The sequence below is a fragment of the Terrilactibacillus laevilacticus genome, assembly GCF_006517395.1.
Taxonomy (GTDB): domain Bacteria; phylum Bacillota; class Bacilli; order Bacillales; family Sporolactobacillaceae; genus Terrilactibacillus; species Terrilactibacillus laevilacticus.
In genome coordinates, this window is record NZ_VDCY01000001.1 from 160,309 (window position 1) to 180,525 (window position 20,217).

Sequence of the window (20,217 nt, forward strand, 5' to 3'; positions counted from 1 at the left end):
AACCAACCAACAATGATAGTTGTTGATTAGAAAGGAAGGTATGAAATGGGTAACAAACATAAACCAAGGCACCCTAAGGCTTCTGGCCTTCAAGATGAATGTATTCGTGTACCCAAAGTTTATGACTGGGTAACGGATAGTTTAACAGTGAAAAAGGAACTTAGATTTACAGATGAGCAATTAGAAGACATTAAATGTGCATTAGATGACCCTTCTCGCCGTCCGTTGCGTATCGTTGTTACAACTCCAACGGTACCTCCTTTATTTCCTATAAGTGGTAGTGATTCATCATCTTTAAAAGATAAACATTTTTTCTGCGAACAAGTCGGAGATAAACGAGATGTAACGGTACCGATTAGTGGTGAATTTGTTGATGCTGAACTGGTTGACTTACTATTCACGGCAAATGTGATCATTAAAGTTGTAGACCGCCATGGCGAGGTAGTCACTAAGATTAAAACTGATGTGACCGCTCTTGAGTCTTTTGTTCTTTGCTATCCTGATGGTACTGATTTATTCTGCCGTGTATCAAAAATCTTTTCAAAACTTTCCAGTGGATCACTCATATTGAATGCTCCTGGACCAAGTCGTGTGAAATTTGAAGTTACTTTCTGCGTAGATGTACAGGTCGAAGCTGAAGTGAAGTTAGAAGTTCTTGCGAAATTCTGTGCACCTCGTGGAAATGATATTGAGCCAATTGAAAATCCAGATGGAAATTGCCCACCAATTGAATTTCCAAAACAATGTCCAGATATTTTTCCTGGTAAACATTGTGAGGCAAAGGCGAAAGGTGAGGCAAGTGGTGAAACAGAATCAGATGCAACTGAAGAAGGCGTAGCAGGTATTCTCTTCGATATTTGTCCAGGAGGAAATCTCTCCAACAGTAAATTTGAATTTACATTTGATGATCGATCCCGCGAGGATGGACTAAAAAGTTTTAACTTCGTAGCGACCGAATTTGATCCCGATACTTTAGAATTGGTTGAAGTAAAAGGTGGGGTTAAACTTCTTGTTAGCGGTGAAGGAAAAACGGATCATGGCGATGAACTAGATTTCAATCTTGCTCTTCTTCAAAGTAAATACGGAGATAAATTCCAAGTACAACTTATAAAAGAAAATTCTGGACGCAAAGTGTTTGATACAGGAGTTGTTGACGTAACAGAGGGAGCTATTGTCATTGATGATAGTGAAACTGCAGATTTGTCTTTCTAATATTATTTACCGAGTGAGCCAATTATGAAGGCTCACTCTTCAGGTTAAATCTTAAGTTTCGGTGCTGACTTTATACCTTTTAACTTTAAGAGGTTTTAGTCAGCATCTTTCATTTTTTCCCGCATCAACAGATATTCCGCTTGTAACTAGAGGAAAAATCAAGATACTTAAACGATCACTTTTAATGACGCTTTCCCATGAGTGATTGTTCTCTATTTATTTGACTCTTTATCTAAAAATCTAAATGATTCATTATGATATGATCGTCGGTCATCTTGAAAGGGAATTAAGCATGTTTGGAGTAAATAGATCATATACTGTTCAAAGACCATGTTTGAGGGGGAAACGTCTTGGATGAAAAAGAGGTCCTTAGCTATGCACGATTGGTTAATCGGCATAAATATTACATGGAAAAGTCATTAAAATTAGAAAAGGAATTTATATTTGTTAATGAAAAGCTCCATCAATTAGAAGAAAAACTAAAGGAATCTCAAATTGAATCAGAGAAAGTTTCATCATTAAATCAAGAGCTCCAGAATAAATATCAAACTCTATTAAACTCTTATCATACATTAAAAGAACAATATGCAAAAGAACGTGAAGAACAATTGAAGCAAATTGATGAACTTCAAAAAAATCAAAAAACCGAAGATGACCGACTGCAAGATGATTTATATCATCGAATTGAGGGATATGAAGCTTTATTAGTCGAGGTACAAGAGGAAATGAATGCAAAAGAGAAAGAGATAGATAGATACAAAAGACGGATAGCGATTATGGAAAAAAGATTAAAAGCGAATGGAGACAGTGTAGTAAAAGAAAGACCACCAGAAATAATCGAAACATCAAAACACTCAAAAGTTAGAGCCATGGTTTACACGGACTATGCCATTATTTTTAGTGAGAAAAAAACAATTATCCGAGGAGACCTTATTATTGAAAATATAGGACTAGAATCACTTAATAACCCGATTACTTGTTTTCGATTTTATCCTGGTGATGCAGCCGTATTGAAAGGCCATATTAATCATGCTAGCGACATGGATGTCAATGATTTGGACCAGGATCAAGTACAGTGGGTTTTTCTTGAAAATGAATGGTCAGACGAAGCAAGAGAAAGAGGTGAAATATGGATTCACCCGTTAAAACCTCTTCCACTCGCTCCAGGAGAAACATTAAAAGTCTCTGATTTTCAAATCCCAATAGAAAATGAGTACAACGATCATGTATCGATCGAGTGTTTTGTTTTTTTTCAAGATAATAATTATAAAGTGAAAAGTGCAAATCAAATTCTTATAAATGTCTAACTAGATGTATGACGTATGCCTATATCAAATCAGATTGAGTTGCATATAGTGAAAGTGACCCAGTGAAAGGAGGCACCTGACATGTCAGAAGAAAAGAATAAACCTAAAACGATCCATGTTGATACTCTTCGCGTTATTGCTGATAAAGTGATCATTGAGCCTAAATCTGATCACCCTCATCATGAACCCCGGATAGATGACACAGAGCCTATTATGAGGGATTTTTGGGGATTCCCGATTCCACGCCATGAAATACCTCATGAATCTGATACAACAAGTGAATCGTCATCTGAAAAGAAATAGGTATTTTTGTTAACAGAGCAATCGATCGTGATTGCTCTGTTATTTCTCACTCGATCTATAGGCGACCGCTTTTATCCGTTTATAGATACCGTTTAGGAAGTAAATCAAATTAAAATTCATTATCAAATAGATTTGGGACTAGAAGTTTGTATAAAAAGGCCATCTTCAAGTCGCCATTCAGCAAAAAAAACATTCTGAGTATCTTGAATGCCTCGATGACGAAGTTCATCTCTTAACCAAGAACTTGTTTTTCCTATTTTTTCGATGTTGTTGTGTAGAACTTTTCCATCGCTTATTAATGTGACGGGTAATGAAACAGAGTTAATTGATGAAGTCATTTCTAGTTTTGTTGGTGGTTCATATATAGGCTTTTTAATGACTGATATTTTTCCGTTTGGCTCGAGAATGGCAAAAGCAACTTCGCGTATTGAGAAGACATCTTTGTCCCGAAGCATCATTTGAAGCTTAATTTATGTCTAGTTTATTCCTTTTCATTTCTTTTTTATCAAGAACACCATTATCGATAATAAGAGACGGAGTGCTTTCGAAAATGTTACGGGTTTTACTGAATTTTAATGTAATAAAATCTATCAAGATAATGAGTAGTCCCCACAGAAAAATGGCATACAGAATAAAAAAAACTTTAACTTCTTTATTATATATCGCTTCACCGACAAAATCCCCAACGATAAGAACAGAAACAAAATCAAAAGGTGTTGCTTCTGAAATCGATGCTCTACCCATTAATCTGGTGAGTATAAGCAAACCAAACAGTCCAATAATGAGTTCTACAGTTAATGATATATATGCATGCATAAAATTCCCCCTATCAACATTAACTTGAAAAGGTATCTTTACACTAAGATTGACCGTATATGAGATTTTTATGTATAAATCCACTAATGACTCGATTATAGAAAAAAACGTATGAATAGGGTAAGTCAAGAAAGAGATAGAAAAAGGAGTTTTTATCAATGAAAGAGAAATTTGTTCCGAGTCGGGTTATCTATGAAAAAACAAAACAATTGCTGCTTGAACGAGGAGTCCAAATTATTGATATAGCTAAGATTGTTTATTTAATGCAAGCTCCGTATCAAAAAAATTTAACGATAGATTCATGTATAGAAAGTGTTGAAGCAGTTTTAGAAAAAAGAGAATTGCAACACGCTATTTTAGTTGGCGTTGAGTTGGATAAGTTAGCGGAAGAAGGTAAATTATCTGAGCCACTGCAAACGATAATAAGACAGGATGAAGGATTGTTTGGCGTAGATGAGACGATTGCTATCGGCGCTGTCTTAAGTTATGGCAGCATAGCAGCAACAACTTTTGGTCACTTGGATAAAGCTAAGATAGGGATAATCAAACATTTGGATAATGGTGAAGGCGGCCATGTTAATACATTCTTAGATGATCTTGTCGCCAGTATTGCAGCAAATGCATCTAGTCGTTTAGCACACCGAATTCGTGATCTAGAAGAATTAAATGATAATTAAATTATTTTTTTGAACTGTATCGGCCAATTCGTGCCAAAGGTGCTTATAACCGTGTAAAAAGGTGACAAATGAAAGGGTACTAGCTAAGTACGCTGGCATCCTGCAAGAAACGCCAGTACTAGCCTGTCCTGAGCGTCGGAGGCAAAGAGCGGCGAGTTTTCATTGGACCGGCATTCCTCGCGTTGTGGTAGCTTCAGGCGCCAGCGTGAACGTTTTAACCAGAGATCCTCCTATATCCACTACATGAGGACCGGAAAAACGAGCGAGCGCCGAGGATTCGCAAATTATCATTTGGTGACTTTTTGAACAACCTCAAAAATGAAATAAACGCGACCCCTCGATCTGAATCGAGAAACCGCGTTGTTAATAAGTATATGTATGGTGACCCGTACTGGGTTCGAACCAGTGACCTCTACCCTGTCAAGGTAGCGCTCTCCCAACTGAGCTAACGGATCATTTTTGGAACATTTATAAATATAAATGAAAATTAATAGATTGTCAACGACAAATTTAGACATTTTTTTGATTAAATATGATCATAAAAAAGAGCCAATAAAAAATTGACTCTTTTCTTTATGAATTTTTACTGATTACTTTGTAGTACTCTTGTTCAAGTTGCTGAAGTGATAGTTCATATAACTGTCTATTTTCCGTTTTATACACACCTAAATTTAACAGTCCTTCTATATATCTATTTTTCTTATTTTCGTTATCCTTGTGGAGGTACGACTTCATTTTGAAAATCCCCCTTTAATCTTTTTCTTATGTTATCTAAAAAAATACTCGTTAGCCTGGCGATATTTAACCAACAAAATCTTCCACTACCTATACATATACCCAATTATTTAAACAAAAAAACATTTGAAAAGAAACATCATTTAAAATGTAAGGAATGCTTACAACAATGAGAGTGAGATTTTATTAATGTTAGAATTCCTTACAAATAAGTTTGATTATTTTAAGATTTATCGTATAATTAAGAAAAAGACCTAGGAGGATGCCCAATGTCTTCAAAGGCGGAATCATATATTTATAAAAAAGTAATCTCCATAGGTACTGTATGTGAACTAACAGGATTAAGTGAACGGCAAATTCGCTATTATGAAAAAAGAAAACTTATTTTCCCGGAAAGATCTGAACGTGGTAATCGAAAGTATTCTTTTTCAGATGTAGAAGCACTGATGGAAATTGCAAATAAAATAGAAGAAGGTATGCAAACATCTGAATTAAGAAAAGAACTTAATATGAAGCAATCTACTAGTTATGAACATGCCGTTAAGGAAACCATGATAAGAGGTCAATTAAATGCATATTTCAACAAGAGACAATAAAAGAAACTTTCTGGTTCTATAGATTGGATGGATAACGGGTGTCTTAAGATGATGAGATGATCATCGTTATCAAGTTTAAAGTATTAGACCAGTTTCTAATCTAATATGCGATCTCAGTCAACTTCATAACCACGTCACTATTAAAAAATTCACCTAAATGGGTGGATTTTTTTTTGTCAAAAACCCATGAATCGAAGATAATATGGATTGAACGATATCATGAATGGTGTCGTAAATGAATCAAAGTGAAATATGTCGATCAACCGGGATCATATTAATTTCAATGATCAATATCACAATTCAGATAGGGTTTTTAAAATTCAATCTATCTATAAGGATCGTCTTATAAAAGGATATTATATAAGACAATGGATTAATGTCTTAAAAGTTTAAATTCGTTAACGTTTACATATCAAAAATACACAAATCAAGGGTTTGGAATTGGTATATAAGTGGGTTTCAGTATAAGAAGTCACAGTAGAAAGAAATGTCACAAGTTATTCGAAAAGCTTACGTATAAAATACAAGTTACCAATATCGAAACATTTTTGTGACTCTAAAAGGTTTAAAAAAGGGATTGTTGGACCAACTTTTTCTAATTTTAACTTGTGTTCAAAGAAAAGACAAAGTTTAGTCACAAAAATGACACGATAATAGCTCTTAAGAGGTATGTTGAGGACAGGTATTCAGTAGTACCCTAATGTTGAGGCCGATCGATGTTAACAAGCAATATTTATTCTTTCATTTTCATTCTTAATGGATGAAAAGTGAGTTAAATTATTAATTATTATAGACCCTTAACTTATATGAAGGCCTTAATAAAAACTAAAGAGGGGAAGTCAATGGATACTTTATTATTATCGAGGATTCAATTTGCCTCGACCACACTCTTTCATTTTATTTTCGTTCCACTTTCCATTGGACTAGTTTTTTTAATTGCAATTATGGAAACGATGTATGTTGTAAAAAAGAAAGATGTATACAAAGAGATGGCAAAGTTTTGGGGACACTTATTCTTAATAAACTTTGCAGTTGGAGTTGTAACTGGGATTCTACAAGAATTCCAATTTGGCATGAACTGGTCAAATTATTCTCGTTTTGTAGGGGACGTGTTTGGCGCACCACTTGCCATTGAGGCTTTACTTGCGTTTTTCATGGAGTCTACTTTTATTGGTCTTTGGATATTTGGCTGGGATCGTCTGTCAAAACCCATTCATTTATTAAGTATTTGGTTAGTTTCGATAGGTACGATGATTTCTGCTTTTTGGATTTTAGCTGCTAACTCTTTCATGCAACATCCAGTTGGTATGGTTATTCGTAATGGTAGAGCAGAAATGAACGATTTTTTTGCTTTAATAAAAAATGGTCAACTTTGGGTAGAATTTCCACACACTATTTTAGGATCCTTCGCAACGGGTGCTTTTTTCATTGCTGGCGTTAGTGCGTTTAACTTATTAAAGAAAAGAAATCTCGATTTCTTTAAGAGATCTTTTAATATCGCCATTACGATTGGTGTGATTACCGGTATAGGTCTTGCTCTAGTTGGACATGAACAGGCCCAATATTTAGTTAAAACACAACCTATGAAAATGGCTGCTAGTGAAGGACTATGGCAAGACGCCGGAGAACGCGGGGATTGGACAGTTACGGCATCTATCGATGAAAAAAATCATAAAAATACCGGGGAAATCAAAATTCCTTATCTATTAAATTTTCTTTCATATGGGAAATTTACTGGAAACGTTAAAGGAATGGAAAATATTCAAAAACAATACGTTGAAAAATACGGAGAGGGCAACTATATTCCACCAGTAAAAACAACCTTCTGGAGCTTTAGAATTATGACGATTGCTGGAGGCATAATGTGTCTATTAGGCCTTTATGGTGCTTATTTAGTCTGGCGCAAAAAAGTATTGGTGAAAACATGGTTCTTGCGTCTCATGATTCCAGCTATATTCTTACCATTTATCGGAAGTTCAACTGGTTGGATTATGACAGAAATTGGTCGTCAACCATGGACTGTTTTTGGGTATATGCAAACGGCTGATGGGGTTTCACCTAACGTCTCTGCTGGTTCAATGTTATTTGCACTACTTTCATTCTCGTTTATGTATGCCATTCTTGCAGGAGTCATGGTCTACTTATTCGTTAGAGTGATAAAAAAAGGTCCTGCAAAACCTACCGTTGAAGAATTAAATTCTAATGATCCATTTGATGGGGAGGATTTTCATGCTTTCGCTGAATGAGTTATGGTTTATACTAGTCGCTATTTTGTTTATTGGTTTTTTCTTCCTAGAAGGATTTGATTTTGGAGTAGGAATGGCACTTCGCCTTTTAGGTCATAATGATCTTGAAAGAAGACTTTTAATTAATACGATAGGACCTTTTTGGGATGCGAATGAGGTCTGGTTATTAACTGCAGGAGGAGCAACTTTTGCCGCATTTCCAAACTGGTATGCTACGATGTTTAGCGGGTTCTTTATTCCACTTGCTGTCATGCTTCTTGCATTAATTGGACGCGGGGTTGCTTTTGAATTTAGAGGAAAAGTAAGTCATTCAAACTGGAAAAATCTTTGGGATTGGGTCATTTTCTTTGGTAGTTTGCTACCACCTTTACTTTGGGGCGTAGCTTTTTCAGCAATTCTAAGAGGAATGCCTATTGATAAATCCATGAATATTCATGGTTCATTTACAGATTATATTAACGTCTATACATTAATTGGTGGTATAGCAGTTACGGTACTCTGTTTATTGCATGGACTCATTTTTATCACTCTCAGAACCACTGGAGATGTTCAAACTAGAGCACGGAATTTTGCTAGAAAACTAATCTATTTTGTTGGATTATTTCTCGTTGCTTTTGTTGTTGGTACGTATTTATCAACCGATATTTTTGCAAGAAGAGGCCTTCTTTTAACAGTCATCTATGCAGCCGTTGTTATTGCCCTTGTTTTAGCAGGACTATTTATGAATAAAAAGAGAGATGGTCTTGCATTTACTATGACAGGTATTGTTATTGCTCTTGCTGTTGGATCCTTGTTCATCGGACTATTTCCAAGGGTTATGATAAGCAGTATAAGCGGGGCTAACGATTTAACGATTCATAATGCTGCGTCTGGACCTTATTCTTTAAAAGTCATGACGATCGTTTCACTTACATTATTACCCTTTGTTTTAGGATACCAAATTTGGAGTTATTATATTTTCCGTAAAAGGGTGACTGAGGAGCATTTAGAGTACTAATGAATCGCGAATTAATGTCATATAAAGGTATAAAATTAATTCTAGCTTTGATTAGTGTGATGACCATTATTCAGAGCGTCTGTATCATATACCAAGCAAAATGGTTGGCTGATATTATATCCAGTTTATTTGCAGGTCATCGGCTTTCCAGCGTTTCAAACCAGATCATATATTTTGCATTTGCGTTTACTGGGCGGTATGCTCTGTCCCTTCTTATTAAAAGAGGGGCCTATCTTTTTGCTCAAAAAACGGGAACGAGACTTAGAGAACAAGTGTTGGCCAAGCTGTTTCAGCTTGGCCCTGCATTTGTTAGAAGAGAAGGAACAGGAAACCTTGTGACCCTAGTATTGGAAGGCATAAGTCAAGTAAGAACATTCATTGGACTTATTTTGCCAAGAATGTCAAGTATGGGAATAACTCCAGTGATGATCCTTATGATCGTTTTTATTGAAAATAAAACATCTGGGGTTATATTGCTTGTTACGATGCCTGTATTAATTGTTTTTATGATTTTATTAGGATTGGCTGCGCAAAAGAAAATGGATATGCAGTGGTCAGCTTATCGAACATTATCAAATCATTTTGTTGATTCCTTAAGAGGAATTGAAACACTAAAATTCTTAGGATTAAGTAAGAAACATGGAACGTCGATCAAACGTGTCAGTGATAAGTATCGAACGATGACGATGAGGACATTGCGTCTTGCTTTTCTTTCGTCTTTTGCTCTTGACTTCTTTACGATGTTATCCGTTGCTACCGTTGCTGTGATGCTAGGTTTACAGCTAATTAAAGGGGAAATCCTTTTAAATTCAGCTCTTATGATATTAATTCTAGCACCAGAATATTTTCTTCCTGTTCGCGAACTAGGTGCTGATTACCATGCGACATTAAATGGAAAAGAAGCGGCTAGTGCGATTCAATCCATTATGGATGTTCCGAATGAACAAAAAATAGAGGATCATTTAGATTTGAGTCCATGGAATGAAAACAGTGAAATGACATTAAATAAAGTATCCATGTATCGAAATGAAGAAGGAAAAATGTCATTAAACTGTATCAATTTGAACGTCAAAGGATTTAAAAAAATCGGTATAATAGGCGAGAGTGGAGCTGGCAAATCAACATTAATTGATATCTTAAGTGGATTCATAACACCAACTGAGGGCGAGATTCACTTATCAGGAAATGAACATCCTCTTAGTTCTTTAACACATGAGGAGTGGCGGCAGCAGATCACATATATTCCTCAGACACCTTATATCTTTAGTCAAAGTGTTTTAGATAATGTGCGTTTCTATAAACCCAGCGCTAGTGATGCGGAGGTCAAACAAGCGCTCGAACAAGCGGGCTTAGCCGATTTAGTGAGTCAATTTCCAGATGGGATAAATGAGCAAATTGGCAATGGCGGAAGAATGATGAGTGGGGGACAAGAACAACGAATAGCTCTCGCACGCGCTTTTCTTTGTGAGCGACCAATTATTTTATTAGATGAACCAACAGCTCATCTAGATATTGAAACGGAATATGCATTAAAGGAAACCATGTTGCCCTTGTTTAAGCAAAAACTTGTTTTCTTTGCGACACACCGTTTACATTGGATGAAGCAAATGGATTATATTATTGTTTTAAATCAGGGAAAGATAATTGAAGAAGGAACATTAGATGAATTACTTAATAAAAAAGGTGAATTTCATAAGTTGATTCAATCCCAACTGGAGGGATTAGAATGAAGGAATGGTTTATAGACTATATCAAACGTTATTGGAGAAGATTTATCGTCATCGTTATCGTGAGTATCCTTGCCGTTTTATGTGGAGCAGCTCTAATGTTTACATCTGGTTATTTAATTTCAAAAGCGGCACTAAGACCTGAAAATGTTCTGATGATTTATGTTCCTATTGTTGCTGTTCGAACATTTGGGATTGGACGCGCCGCGATTCAATACATTGCGAGATTAACTAGTCATGACGCTACCCTCCGAATTTTGTCTGAAATGAGGATTCAACTTTACAAAATACTTGAACCTAGGGCATTATTTATTCGTTCCAAAGTTCGCACAGGGAACATACTAGGATTATTATCGGATGATATAGAACATTTACAGGATATTTACCTTCGAACTATTTTTCCAAGTATCGTTGCATTAAGTGTTTACTTTATCGTGATTTTTTCCCTTGGTTGGTTCAGCATTCCATTTGCCCTCATCATGGCAATCTATTTATTTATATTGATTGTTTTCTTTCCTCTGGTTTCTCTGTGGATAACAAAAAGGAAGAGTCAGGAAATAAATCATCAAAGAAATCATTTGTATCAAAGTTTGACCGATGCAGTTCTTGGTGTTAGTGATTTGATGATCTCAGGAAGATCGAAAGCATTCATTCGAAATCATGAAATGGATGAAACTGAAATTACAAAAATAGAATCATCACTACATTCCATGAGTCAGGTCCGTGAATTTATAAGTCAAGGAATCATAGGTTTAATCGTCATTTCAATGATTGTTTGGTCCAGTGGGATGGCCAATACACACCAGATTCCTGGAACTTTAATTGCTGCCTTTGTTTTAGTTGTTTTTACATTGGGTGAAATTTTCATTCCGATTTCTGAGTCCACCGAAAAGATATCTCAATATCAAACATCACTTGACCGACTCCAAGAAACGAGTCATTTTGAAACAGAAGATAGTAAAAATGAAATAGAAAATGTTTCTCTTCATCAAAAGGTGACAATATGTTTGGATCATGTGCATTTTCGTCACGATAATGAGAGTGACTGGGCGATAAATGATTTAAGTTTAACGATAAAACAAGGGGAGAAAATAGCCATCATTGGTAGAAGTGGTGCCGGAAAGTCAAGTTTAATTAAGTTAATTTATGGTGCCCTGCAACCTGAAAGAGGAACAATCACGTTAAATGGTATCCCCGCCAATCATTTTGGTGACAAAATGAGTAAGATGATTTCAGTTTTAAATCAAACGCCGTACTTATTTGATACAACCATACGGAATAATATTCGATTGGGTCATCAACAAGCTTCAGACGAGGATATTAAACGAGCAGCCAAACAAGCCAAGTTAGATGAGTATATTGAATCATTACCTTTAGGTTATCAATCTGCGGTGGACGAAATGGGCGAAAATTTTTCTGGTGGACAACGTCAACGACTGGCTTTAGCACGTGTCTTGTTACAGAATACGCCGATTGTCTTAATGGATGAACCAACTGTTGGTTTAGATCCATCAACGGAAAAAGAACTACTTGAAACAATTTTTGAAGCTATGAAGGGAAAAACATTAATTTGGGTCACTCACCATCTCGTTGGTGCTGACAAAATGGATAAAGTCATTTTTATGGAACAAGGAAAAATTGAAATGCAAGGACATCACAGGGAGTTAATGAACCAATTTGAACGTTACCGTCGATTATATCAATTAGATGTTCCCTATCAATTGTGATGATTCTTATTTATCCCGCATTAACGGGTATATTAAGACCCCCACCTCAAAGTAAACAGTGTAAATGAGCATCTCTAGGTGGGGATAATTGCCCGTAAAAGCCCGATTGGTTGAGGCTAACAATCAGTGGGGATGGAGAAAACCCCTACTGATTGAGGTTTTATTTTAGGGCTCTTTCTTCAAAATTGTCATTTTTATGAAATAGCCGAGAACACTCGTGACTTTAGTCATGAGAGGTTCAGATTCACATCATTTTGGTTCGCAACTTAGAAGGAGTTGATAAAAATGCCTTCACAAATTCAAGTTGTATTGTTTGGAAATGAAGATGGAAGTAGAAGAGGTATAAGACAGATTATCTCACAAGATCCGGATTTTACGTTTATCGTGGATGGAACAAGAGAAAAAGGAGATTTCTTATTTTCTGAAGAGTTACTACCTGACTTAGTTTTATTAGAACAAGATCAGCCATCAAAGGAAAAACTGAAGGATATTGGAAGTCTTAAAGCTGTCTTTCCACAAAGTAAGTTTGTCCTTATCACCAACACATTTGAGATGTGGCCTTTATTTGAAGCCATGCGTTGGGGAATTCAGGGTTATCTCATTAAAAATTCCAACATGGAATTATGGGCAAGTTATTTAAAGGCTTTGGTAAGAGAAGAAGGTCAATTACCAACAGAACTTATAAACCAAACGATAAAGACATTCGCTGAGAATTATCATGTAGAAATATCCAAAGATTTAACCTATCGTGAAAAGGAAATTATTCGTTGGGTGGCTCAAGGAGTCTCAAATAAGGAGATCGCAGAGAAACTTCAAATATCAGAATACACGGTGAAAAATCATTTGAAGAACATTTTTAATAAGTTGAATTTAAAAAACCGTGTCCAATTAGTGCGATATGCGTATGAGCTATATCATTCCTAAGCAAAAAGGAGGAGAGAGTCATTTTTGATTCTCCTCCTTTTTGGCTTTAGTCATGATTTTACTGAGCTTTTAAGGCTTGTTTTGGCCGGATCGTTATTTTCTTTATGTGATGATGATCAACCTCTTGAACGACAAAAGCATAATCTCCAAGATAAATGATATTTCCTACTTTTGCATCATTGTTTTTTGAGAGCAGCCACCCACCAATGGTATCTAAATCGTCGTTATTGATATCGAGATCTAGAATGTGATTAATTTCAGAGATTAATACTTTCCCATCAACAATAAGATGGTTAGGTGTGGCATACTGAACCATCGGCTCCTCATGTTCATCAAACTCATCACGTATATCTCCAACAATTTCTTCTATAATATCTTCAACAGTGACAAGACCAGCTGTTCCGCCATATTCATCAGTAAGCATCGCCATGTGTATGCCTAACCTTTGCATTTTTGTTAATAATTCACGAATCGGGGTTGTTTCAATAACTGATATGATAGGGCGAATGTATTGGTCAAGTGGTTGAATATTTCCAATAAGATAATCATCGAAAAGATCTTTAATATTAATCATACCTAAGATTGTATCTTTATCACCATCAACCACTGGAAAACGAGTGAATTTTTCCTGTCTTAAGATCTCTAGATTCTCTTCTAGTGAGTGGTCTTTGTAAAGACAAACAATTTCAGTTCGTGGGACCATGATTTCTCGAGACGTTCGTTCGTCAAAATCAAATATCCGATTTAAGTATTGAAGTTCAAGTTGATTAATTTCACCGCCCTTGTAGCTGTTTGATAATATCAACTTTAATTCTTCTTCACTTAATGCAGCTTCTTTGTTTGCATCAGGACTAATTCCAAATAGACGTGTAATGCTGTTAGAGGTCTTATTTAATAGCCAAATAAATGGGAACATCAACCGATTAAACCAAATTAATGGATACGCAATAAGTAGAGTGATTTTTTCAGCTTGTTGAATGGCAATGCTTTTAGGTGCTAACTCTCCGAAAACGACGTTAATATATGTGATAATGATAAAACTGATGACAGCTGATATTGACTCATTGATTGAACGATCAATACCGATCATACCCAGTGCAGGATCAAATAACTTTGAAAAGGCAGGTTCACCAACCCAGCCAATGATAAGGGCAGTAATCGTAATGCCCAGCTGTGTTGTAGACAGGTAGGCGTCGAGATGCTCCGTTATTTTTTTCGCAGCTTTTGCTCGTTTGTTTCCTTCACTAGCCATTTCTTCAAGCCTGGTTAATCGCACTTTAACAATGGCAAATTCTGCTGCGACAAAAAATGCTGTAAGCAAAATTAATAACAAAATGATTAATATCCCAACGATATCGTCCAAATGATTCCTCAACACCTAAAATGGTGCGAGGTGTCACCTCCATGAATAAGTTTTGTTATAGTGTATGTTATAGATATGACAATTATTTTAATAATAGTTTACCATATTCATTGTTTATATGAATAGTCATCGGAATTTTTAAGACGAAAAATTTTGAAAATACACATTTAGATCATATAATGGCAAACATTCCTGTTATTTCCTACTAGCAAAAAAATAACTAACCACTTTCTCCTAGAGATCAATATGTATAAAGCAGGGGAATCCCCCTGCTTAGATGTTTTCATTTAACAGACAAATGCTGCGCCTACAATGATAAGAAGGATGAATAATACAACGATTAATGCAAAACCGCTGCCATATCCACAACCATAGTATGGAGAGGTATATCCTTTATGACAACCACAACCTCCACCATAACCTGGATTGCCTCCATATGCTCCACCTGTATAAGGTGCGTTACCATATCCACCAAACATAATTTGTCAGCTCCTTATTGTCAAGATACAATATCTTATGATAGATAACTCAAGTTGGCTATGCTTTTGCCCTAATTTTTATGATTGTGCTATAGCCCATAAAACAGAAAGATTTAATATGATGTTGTTAAACTTTTTATGGTTGAAAAAAAATAACGAATATTATATATTCAAATCAACAGCTATCTTGTAAAACAATATACTGTTTTTTCTTTTAAATCACTATCTTGCACACGTGATTCGAAGGAGATTATTTATTTTTAACTGCTAACTTGTAATGCAATATAGAGGGTGTGAAAGTTATATGCCAAAATCATCGAAAGCGAAAAGTCAGCTCCTGAAAGGAATACTTGAAGGCTGTATTCTTGCGGTGATTTATCAAAAAGAGGTTTATGGATATGAATTAAGTCTACGTCTACAGGAAGAAGGATTCCAATTTGTAAGTGAAGGAAGTATCTATCCTATTTTACTCAGACTGCAAAAAGATAACGTGATCGAAGGTGCCATGAGAATCTCACCGAGTGGTCCTAATCGGAAATATTACCATCTAACTGCAAAAGGATATGATGCACTTAATCAATTTAAACAAAATTGGCTAGATATGAAAGTTCCTGTTGAGAATTTGTTAGATAAGGTTAAATAAATCAGTAGAGGAGTTGAAGTTTCTTGACTTTAAAAAAGCGATAACATATCGCAAGTAAATACTTCTGAAATTTAAAAAAGAATATCCTGTGTATTTTGGTATTTTACTTAGGGTTAAGTCAAGTCGAAATGAATTATTAGATGAGATTCGAGATCACTTACTAACAGCACGAAAAGACGGAAAAACGGTGCAAAACATATTTGACGATGAGGTTGGATCTCTAGAATAATTTGCATTGGTCAACTATATAAGAACAAAAGTTTAAGAAATCAAGGAGATGATCGTGTAAGTAGGGCTTCACGTTTTTTTGATTATGAGTTATCCATTTGGGGGGAGTACAATGTTCCAGCTTTCTTCACAAGATATGGTTGAAAAAAATAATTTCCTTAGAAAACAGTTAACAGATGAAAATGAAAAGTATTATGGGGATATGATGGTTTATATTCGTTTAAGTAATATTAATGATCGAGCAGGCGAAGAACTGCTACTCGAGCTTCTGGATCATTTAATAACAGCACAAGAAAATGGGCAAACAGCTCAAGAAATTTTTGGAGATGATCCTGAATCCTACTGTAGGGAAATTATTGATGGATTGCCTAAACGTAACAAAGCGACAATAATCCAGTATTTTTGGATTATTGGATTAGGGATTGTTTCATGGGGGCTGATTGCGAACGGAGCTTTTGATCTACTGGGATATATTTGGCCAATCTTGAAAAGTAAAATGTCTATCATCAACACAGGATTGAATTTTTTAACAGGGTATATCGTTGTATTTGGAATCCTCTATTTAATGAAAAAAGAAGTGTATAAATCAAAAGTATGGTTCCTTTTAGCCATTATATTATGGGGAGCTGCGATATTTGTTCCTTTATTTATTTCAATCAAATTAGCGGCTTATGATATTAAAATATCCATTCCATTCTGGTTAAGTTTTATTTTAGGTATTGCTGGCATCTTAACATCAAATCGTCTCATAAAAAAGGATTTTAATTGAAGGCATAAAGATATGTTAAAGTTGACCAATAGATTGTTCTTAAGTCTTCAAGTATTCTTTATGTTGATGGCCACTATAGTTTGATTTAAAGGGTATCTTTACATTTTTAATACCTTACAGGGGTTATTTTTTTGGATAATATTGGTTGATGCTTAATATATACCCAGAAAAAGAAAAAATGCAATGATGTTTATATTTAACTTTATTTAAACATCTTGACTGTTGAATCTCAATCATGCAAAGTTAGAATAACAAATAAGTTAATGGTAAGGATGATTATGTCGTGGGTAAGATGGATGAACAAATAATCGTTGTCAAACGAAGTCAATTATTTGGTGATGACAAGTCACCTGAATCATACGCATTTCAAGGTACAATGATGGATGAAAGTCATATTTCTCAATTAGAACATCGGATTGAATCACATTATGACGTGATGCGCCGAGGTGACGCAGAAGACAATCCAACCTATAAGCAGCCAATACCTTATGCTGTCATTAGGCGTGGAGATAAACTTTTCGCTTACAAGCGTTTAGGTGGTGGAGGAGAAGAACGACTGCACGGTAAAATTTCCCTAGGTGTAGGCGGCCATATGAACGCTCTAGCTGGCAAGAGTACCTTTCATGAATTGTTAAGTGAAAATTTAAACCGTGAACTTCATGAAGAACTTCAGTTTAGTAAGAAGTGTGAGATGGATATCCAAACGGTGGGATTTATTAATGATGATTCCGAGCCTGTCAGTCAAGTACATATTGGGATTCTTTTGACAATTAACTTACCTTTAGATGTCGAGGTAAGGGTTAAAGAGACTGAAGCTTTGGAAGGCAAGTGGATGACTCTTGAGGAATTATATTCGAAGAATGTCTATTCTAGATTAGAAGGATGGTCATCACACGCTCTCCGTGCAATAGGCAAAACAAATAATTAATCATCAAATATTAAGAAACTGACTTACTTTTTTAACGGTAAGTCTTTTTTTGCATTTTAAGTGCGTGTTCAAAAAGGGAGCAAATTAGAAGCAAGAAGATCAAGGCGGCGTTGTTTTGAGGACCGGAATGTAGGTTTTTGCTACATGAGGACCGGAAAAACAAGAGGGCGCCGAGATTCGCCGCTTATCATTTGTTGACTTTTTGAACAACCTCTTTAAGGGTATAAAAATTCAAAGTATAAATGCGGGCTTAGGCTTCTATCTCGCCTTATAGGCTCCGCAATTGCAAGTTTTCTTTATTATTTTAGAACCTCTATTATCTCTTCGAATGAATTTCTTATTACTGGTTACAATAACCCTGAATATTAAAGCAAAGGAGTTTAAAATAAATTGAATAAAAAAGATCCCATGATAGTAGAAAAAGATACTCAAGCTCCTGAAGCAGGTTATCGAGAGCCTGATATTCAGAGTGATATGAATCCCCAGCCAGAAGCCGTTAAACCAAATTATAAAGCAAGTGGAAAGTTGCACGGAAAGGTTGCTCTTATCACCGGAGGAGACAGCGGCATAGGGCAAGCTATTGCAGTATTATACGCCAAAGAAGGGGCAAGATTGGCGGTTGTTTATCTCGAAGCAGACACCGATGCAGAAGAGACAAAGCAAATGGTTGAAAAAGAAGGTTCTGAGTGTTTATTGATTAAGGGAGATGTAGGAAATCCAACATTTGCAACGCAAGCCGTTGAGCAAACCGTTACTAAATACGGTCAACTTGATATTCTTGTTAATAATGCAGCAGAACAACATTATTGTGAAAAATTAGAAGATATAACAAATGAACAATTTGAAAGAACGTTTGCGACAAATATATTTGGTACTTTTTATTTTTCTAGAGAAGCCATCAAACATTTTAAAAAAGGATCAACAATCATCAACACAACTTCAATAACGGCTTATAAAGGGAATCCAGAGTTGATGGATTACTCAGCAACAAAAGGAGCTATTCTTGCTTTTACACGTTCACTATCCCAAAATAAAGACGTTCTTAGTAAACAGATCAGGGTTAATGCCGTTGCTCCTGGTCCGATCTGGACACCTCTCATTCCTTCTTCTATGCCTAAAAGTAAAGTAAAAACTTTTGGATTAAAAACCCCAATGAAAAGGCCAGGACAACCGAGTGAAGTAGCACCAGCTTACGTATATTTAGCTTCTGACGATGCTTCCTATATGTCAGGACAAACTATTCATATTAATGGGGCAACTATTGTAAATGGATAATATATTATAAGGGGTTGTTCAAAAAGTCACCAAATGATAGTGCGAATCTCGGCGCCCGCTTGTTTTTCCGGTCCTCATGTAGTAAAAACAAAAGGATCGCTGGCTAAAAACGTTCACGTCCTGTGGCTGGCGCCTGAAGCTACCACAACGCGAGGAATGCCGGTCTTAAGGAACAGCGCGCGCCGCTCTTAGCCTCCGACGCTTGCAGGATACTCGCTTGCTTAGTCAGTAACCCTTTTCATTTGTCGCCTTTTTGAACACGCACTATAAGGTAAGTGCTGAATAAATATTCTTTCAGTTTTCTTACCTTTTTATTTTCAGGTTACCTCACATAAAAAAATTTCGATCAAATATATTGCATCGTTTTAATTTAGGTGATAAAATCTTAAACGTTGCAATTACTTAATAAGGTTAAGTAATTGACTTCATACTACTAAAACGGAGGTCAAAATAAATGGTTTAATGAATAAATTGACCTTATTTTTGTTCGTTAAACGGAGATTTAGCCATAGTTATAGCGATTAATTAATGTTGTTAACTATTAATAATCTTAACTAATCGGCTATCTATTTAAAATTTTTATAGGTTTTAAGGAGGATAAAGGAATTATGGGTAATTTTGCTCGATTATTAGTCATTAATATTATTGTTGTTATTATTCTTGTCGGTGGAGGTGCAACAGCTTTTTATTTTTATAATGAATCAACAAATTACGTTAAAACAGATAACGCATCTATCGGTGGTCAATCCATTTCAATTGCGGCACCAGCAAGTGGTAAATTGAATACATGGAATGCGAAAACAGGAGATACGTATTCAAGTGATGAAACATTAGGTAACATAGCTAGTCAAGGTGTAGATGGTAAACCAGTGACAACTTCAGTAAAAATGCCACATAGTGCAACAGTAGTTCAAAACACAGGAGTAAAAAATACGTTCGTGGCCGCGGGTACACAACTTGCTGTTGCTTATGATCTAGATGCTTTATATGTAACGGCTAATGTTGATGAGACAGATATTGATGATATTAAAACCGGTCAAAAAGTTGATATCTATGTTGACGCCTATCCTAACACGACGTTTACAGGAAGAATTAATCAAATTGGTTCAACAACGTCAAGCACTTTTTCTCTCTTACCAAGTACTAACACCAATAGTAATTATACTAAAGTGACTCAAGTTATCCCTGTTAAAGTATCCATTGACAACTATAAAGGTGTAAAACTCATGCCAGGTATGAATGTCACAGTTAGAATTCATATTTAA

At 35.6% G+C, this 20,217-nt stretch carries 21 protein-coding genes and 1 tRNA gene; 16 read left to right on the forward strand and 6 right to left on the reverse strand.

Annotated features, from left to right (window positions below):
• Nucleotides 1-45 precede the first annotated feature (45 nt).
• From FG390_RS00685 to FG390_RS00695, 3 genes are all read left to right on the forward strand, one after another.
• Nucleotides 46-1,212: a BMQ_0737 family morphogenetic spore coat protein gene (locus FG390_RS00685; RefSeq protein WP_141189100.1), complete on the forward strand. Its 1,167-nt coding sequence runs from the start codon at nt 46-48 to the stop codon at nt 1,210-1,212.
• A 350-nt stretch (nt 1,213-1,562) separates the two neighbouring features.
• Complete coding sequence (locus tag FG390_RS00690; RefSeq protein ID WP_141189101.1) at nt 1,563-2,519, forward strand: coiled-coil domain-containing protein; 957 nt, start codon at nt 1,563-1,565, stop codon at nt 2,517-2,519.
• A gap of 81 nt (nt 2,520-2,600) precedes the next feature.
• Complete coding sequence (locus FG390_RS00695) at nt 2,601-2,822, forward strand: hypothetical protein (RefSeq protein WP_141189102.1); 222 nt, start codon at nt 2,601-2,603, stop codon at nt 2,820-2,822.
• A 122-nt stretch (nt 2,823-2,944) separates the two neighbouring features.
• On the opposite strand, the gene FG390_RS00700 is transcribed toward FG390_RS00695, so the two are convergent.
• Nucleotides 2,945-3,280 (reverse strand): DUF421 domain-containing protein, encoded by a 336-nt coding sequence (locus FG390_RS00700; protein ID WP_141189103.1) that lies wholly within the window; start codon nt 3,278-3,280, stop codon nt 2,945-2,947.
• 7 nt (nt 3,281-3,287) lie between these two features.
• Complete coding sequence (locus tag FG390_RS00705) at nt 3,288-3,638, reverse strand: DUF421 domain-containing protein (RefSeq protein ID WP_141189104.1); 351 nt, start codon at nt 3,636-3,638, stop codon at nt 3,288-3,290.
• 158 nt (nt 3,639-3,796) lie between these two features.
• Here FG390_RS00705 and FG390_RS00710 point away from each other — a divergent pair, with 158 nt between their 5' ends.
• Nucleotides 3,797-4,315: a phosphatidylglycerophosphatase A family protein gene (locus tag FG390_RS00710; protein ID WP_141189105.1), complete on the forward strand. Its 519-nt coding sequence runs from the start codon at nt 3,797-3,799 to the stop codon at nt 4,313-4,315.
• A 379-nt stretch (nt 4,316-4,694) separates the two neighbouring features.
• Here the strand turns inward: FG390_RS00710 and FG390_RS00715 are convergent.
• Both FG390_RS00715 and FG390_RS00720 read right to left on the reverse strand, forming a co-directional pair.
• Nucleotides 4,695-4,770 (reverse strand) — tRNA-Val (locus tag FG390_RS00715).
• A gap of 118 nt (nt 4,771-4,888) precedes the next feature.
• Nucleotides 4,889-5,050 carry a Fur-regulated basic protein FbpA gene (locus FG390_RS00720; protein ID WP_141189106.1) on the reverse strand — a complete coding sequence of 54 codons (162 nt, stop codon included), beginning with the start codon at nt 5,048-5,050 and terminating at the stop codon, nt 4,889-4,891.
• A 269-nt stretch (nt 5,051-5,319) separates the two neighbouring features.
• On the opposite strand from FG390_RS00720, the gene FG390_RS00725 reads away from it, so the two are divergent.
• From FG390_RS00725 to FG390_RS00750, 6 genes are all read left to right on the forward strand, one after another.
• Nucleotides 5,320-5,646, forward strand: coding sequence for a MerR family transcriptional regulator (locus FG390_RS00725; RefSeq protein WP_141189107.1), 327 nt, complete (start codon nt 5,320-5,322; stop codon nt 5,644-5,646).
• Nucleotides 5,647-6,488: 842 nt separating this feature from the next.
• Complete coding sequence (locus tag FG390_RS00730; protein WP_141189108.1) at nt 6,489-7,892, forward strand: cytochrome ubiquinol oxidase subunit I; 1,404 nt, start codon at nt 6,489-6,491, stop codon at nt 7,890-7,892.
• Entirely contained in the window at nt 7,876-8,889 is a 1,014-nt protein-coding gene (gene cydB, locus FG390_RS00735; RefSeq protein ID WP_141189109.1) for a cytochrome d ubiquinol oxidase subunit II, read from the forward strand. Before FG390_RS00730 ends, cydB begins: the two co-directional genes overlap by 17 nt.
• The gene (gene cydD, locus FG390_RS00740; protein ID WP_141189110.1) at nt 8,889-10,619 is read left to right on the forward strand and encodes a thiol reductant ABC exporter subunit CydD; all 1,731 of its coding nucleotides are present in this window, start codon (nt 8,889-8,891) and stop codon (nt 10,617-10,619) included. Before cydB ends, cydD begins: the two co-directional genes overlap by 1 nt.
• Entirely contained in the window at nt 10,616-12,343 is a 1,728-nt protein-coding gene (gene cydC / locus FG390_RS00745; protein WP_141189111.1) for a thiol reductant ABC exporter subunit CydC, read from the forward strand. The genes cydD and cydC overlap by 4 nt, the downstream gene beginning before the upstream one ends.
• A gap of 285 nt (nt 12,344-12,628) precedes the next feature.
• Nucleotides 12,629-13,267, forward strand: a complete 639-nt coding sequence (locus FG390_RS00750; protein WP_141189112.1) for a response regulator transcription factor — start codon at nt 12,629-12,631, stop codon at nt 13,265-13,267.
• Nucleotides 13,268-13,325: 58 nt separating this feature from the next.
• On the opposite strand, the gene FG390_RS00755 is transcribed toward FG390_RS00750, so the two are convergent.
• Nucleotides 13,326-14,630 carry a hemolysin family protein gene (locus FG390_RS00755; RefSeq protein ID WP_246092663.1) on the reverse strand — a complete coding sequence of 435 codons (1,305 nt, stop codon included), beginning with the start codon at nt 14,628-14,630 and terminating at the stop codon, nt 13,326-13,328.
• A 287-nt stretch (nt 14,631-14,917) separates the two neighbouring features.
• Complete coding sequence (locus FG390_RS00760; RefSeq protein WP_141189113.1) at nt 14,918-15,109, reverse strand: YjcZ family sporulation protein; 192 nt, start codon at nt 15,107-15,109, stop codon at nt 14,918-14,920.
• A gap of 304 nt (nt 15,110-15,413) precedes the next feature.
• On the opposite strand from FG390_RS00760, the gene FG390_RS00765 reads away from it, so the two are divergent.
• From FG390_RS00765 to FG390_RS00785, 6 genes are all read left to right on the forward strand, one after another.
• Entirely contained in the window at nt 15,414-15,752 is a 339-nt protein-coding gene (locus FG390_RS00765; RefSeq protein ID WP_141189114.1) for a PadR family transcriptional regulator, read from the forward strand.
• A gap of 88 nt (nt 15,753-15,840) precedes the next feature.
• On the forward strand, nt 15,841-15,981 hold the full coding sequence (locus FG390_RS15675; RefSeq protein WP_181406312.1) for a hypothetical protein: 141 nt from the start codon (nt 15,841-15,843) through the stop codon (nt 15,979-15,981).
• A gap of 111 nt (nt 15,982-16,092) precedes the next feature.
• Entirely contained in the window at nt 16,093-16,749 is a 657-nt protein-coding gene (locus FG390_RS00770; RefSeq protein ID WP_181406313.1) for a DUF1129 family protein, read from the forward strand.
• Nucleotides 16,750-17,032: 283 nt separating this feature from the next.
• Nucleotides 17,033-17,677 (forward strand): hypothetical protein, encoded by a 645-nt coding sequence (locus FG390_RS00775; RefSeq protein WP_141189116.1) that lies wholly within the window; start codon nt 17,033-17,035, stop codon nt 17,675-17,677.
• 408 nt (nt 17,678-18,085) lie between these two features.
• Complete coding sequence (locus FG390_RS00780; RefSeq protein ID WP_141189529.1) at nt 18,086-18,952, forward strand: SDR family oxidoreductase; 867 nt, start codon at nt 18,086-18,088, stop codon at nt 18,950-18,952.
• 608 nt (nt 18,953-19,560) lie between these two features.
• Nucleotides 19,561-20,217 (forward strand): HlyD family secretion protein, encoded by a 657-nt coding sequence (locus FG390_RS00785; RefSeq protein WP_141189117.1) that lies wholly within the window; start codon nt 19,561-19,563, stop codon nt 20,215-20,217.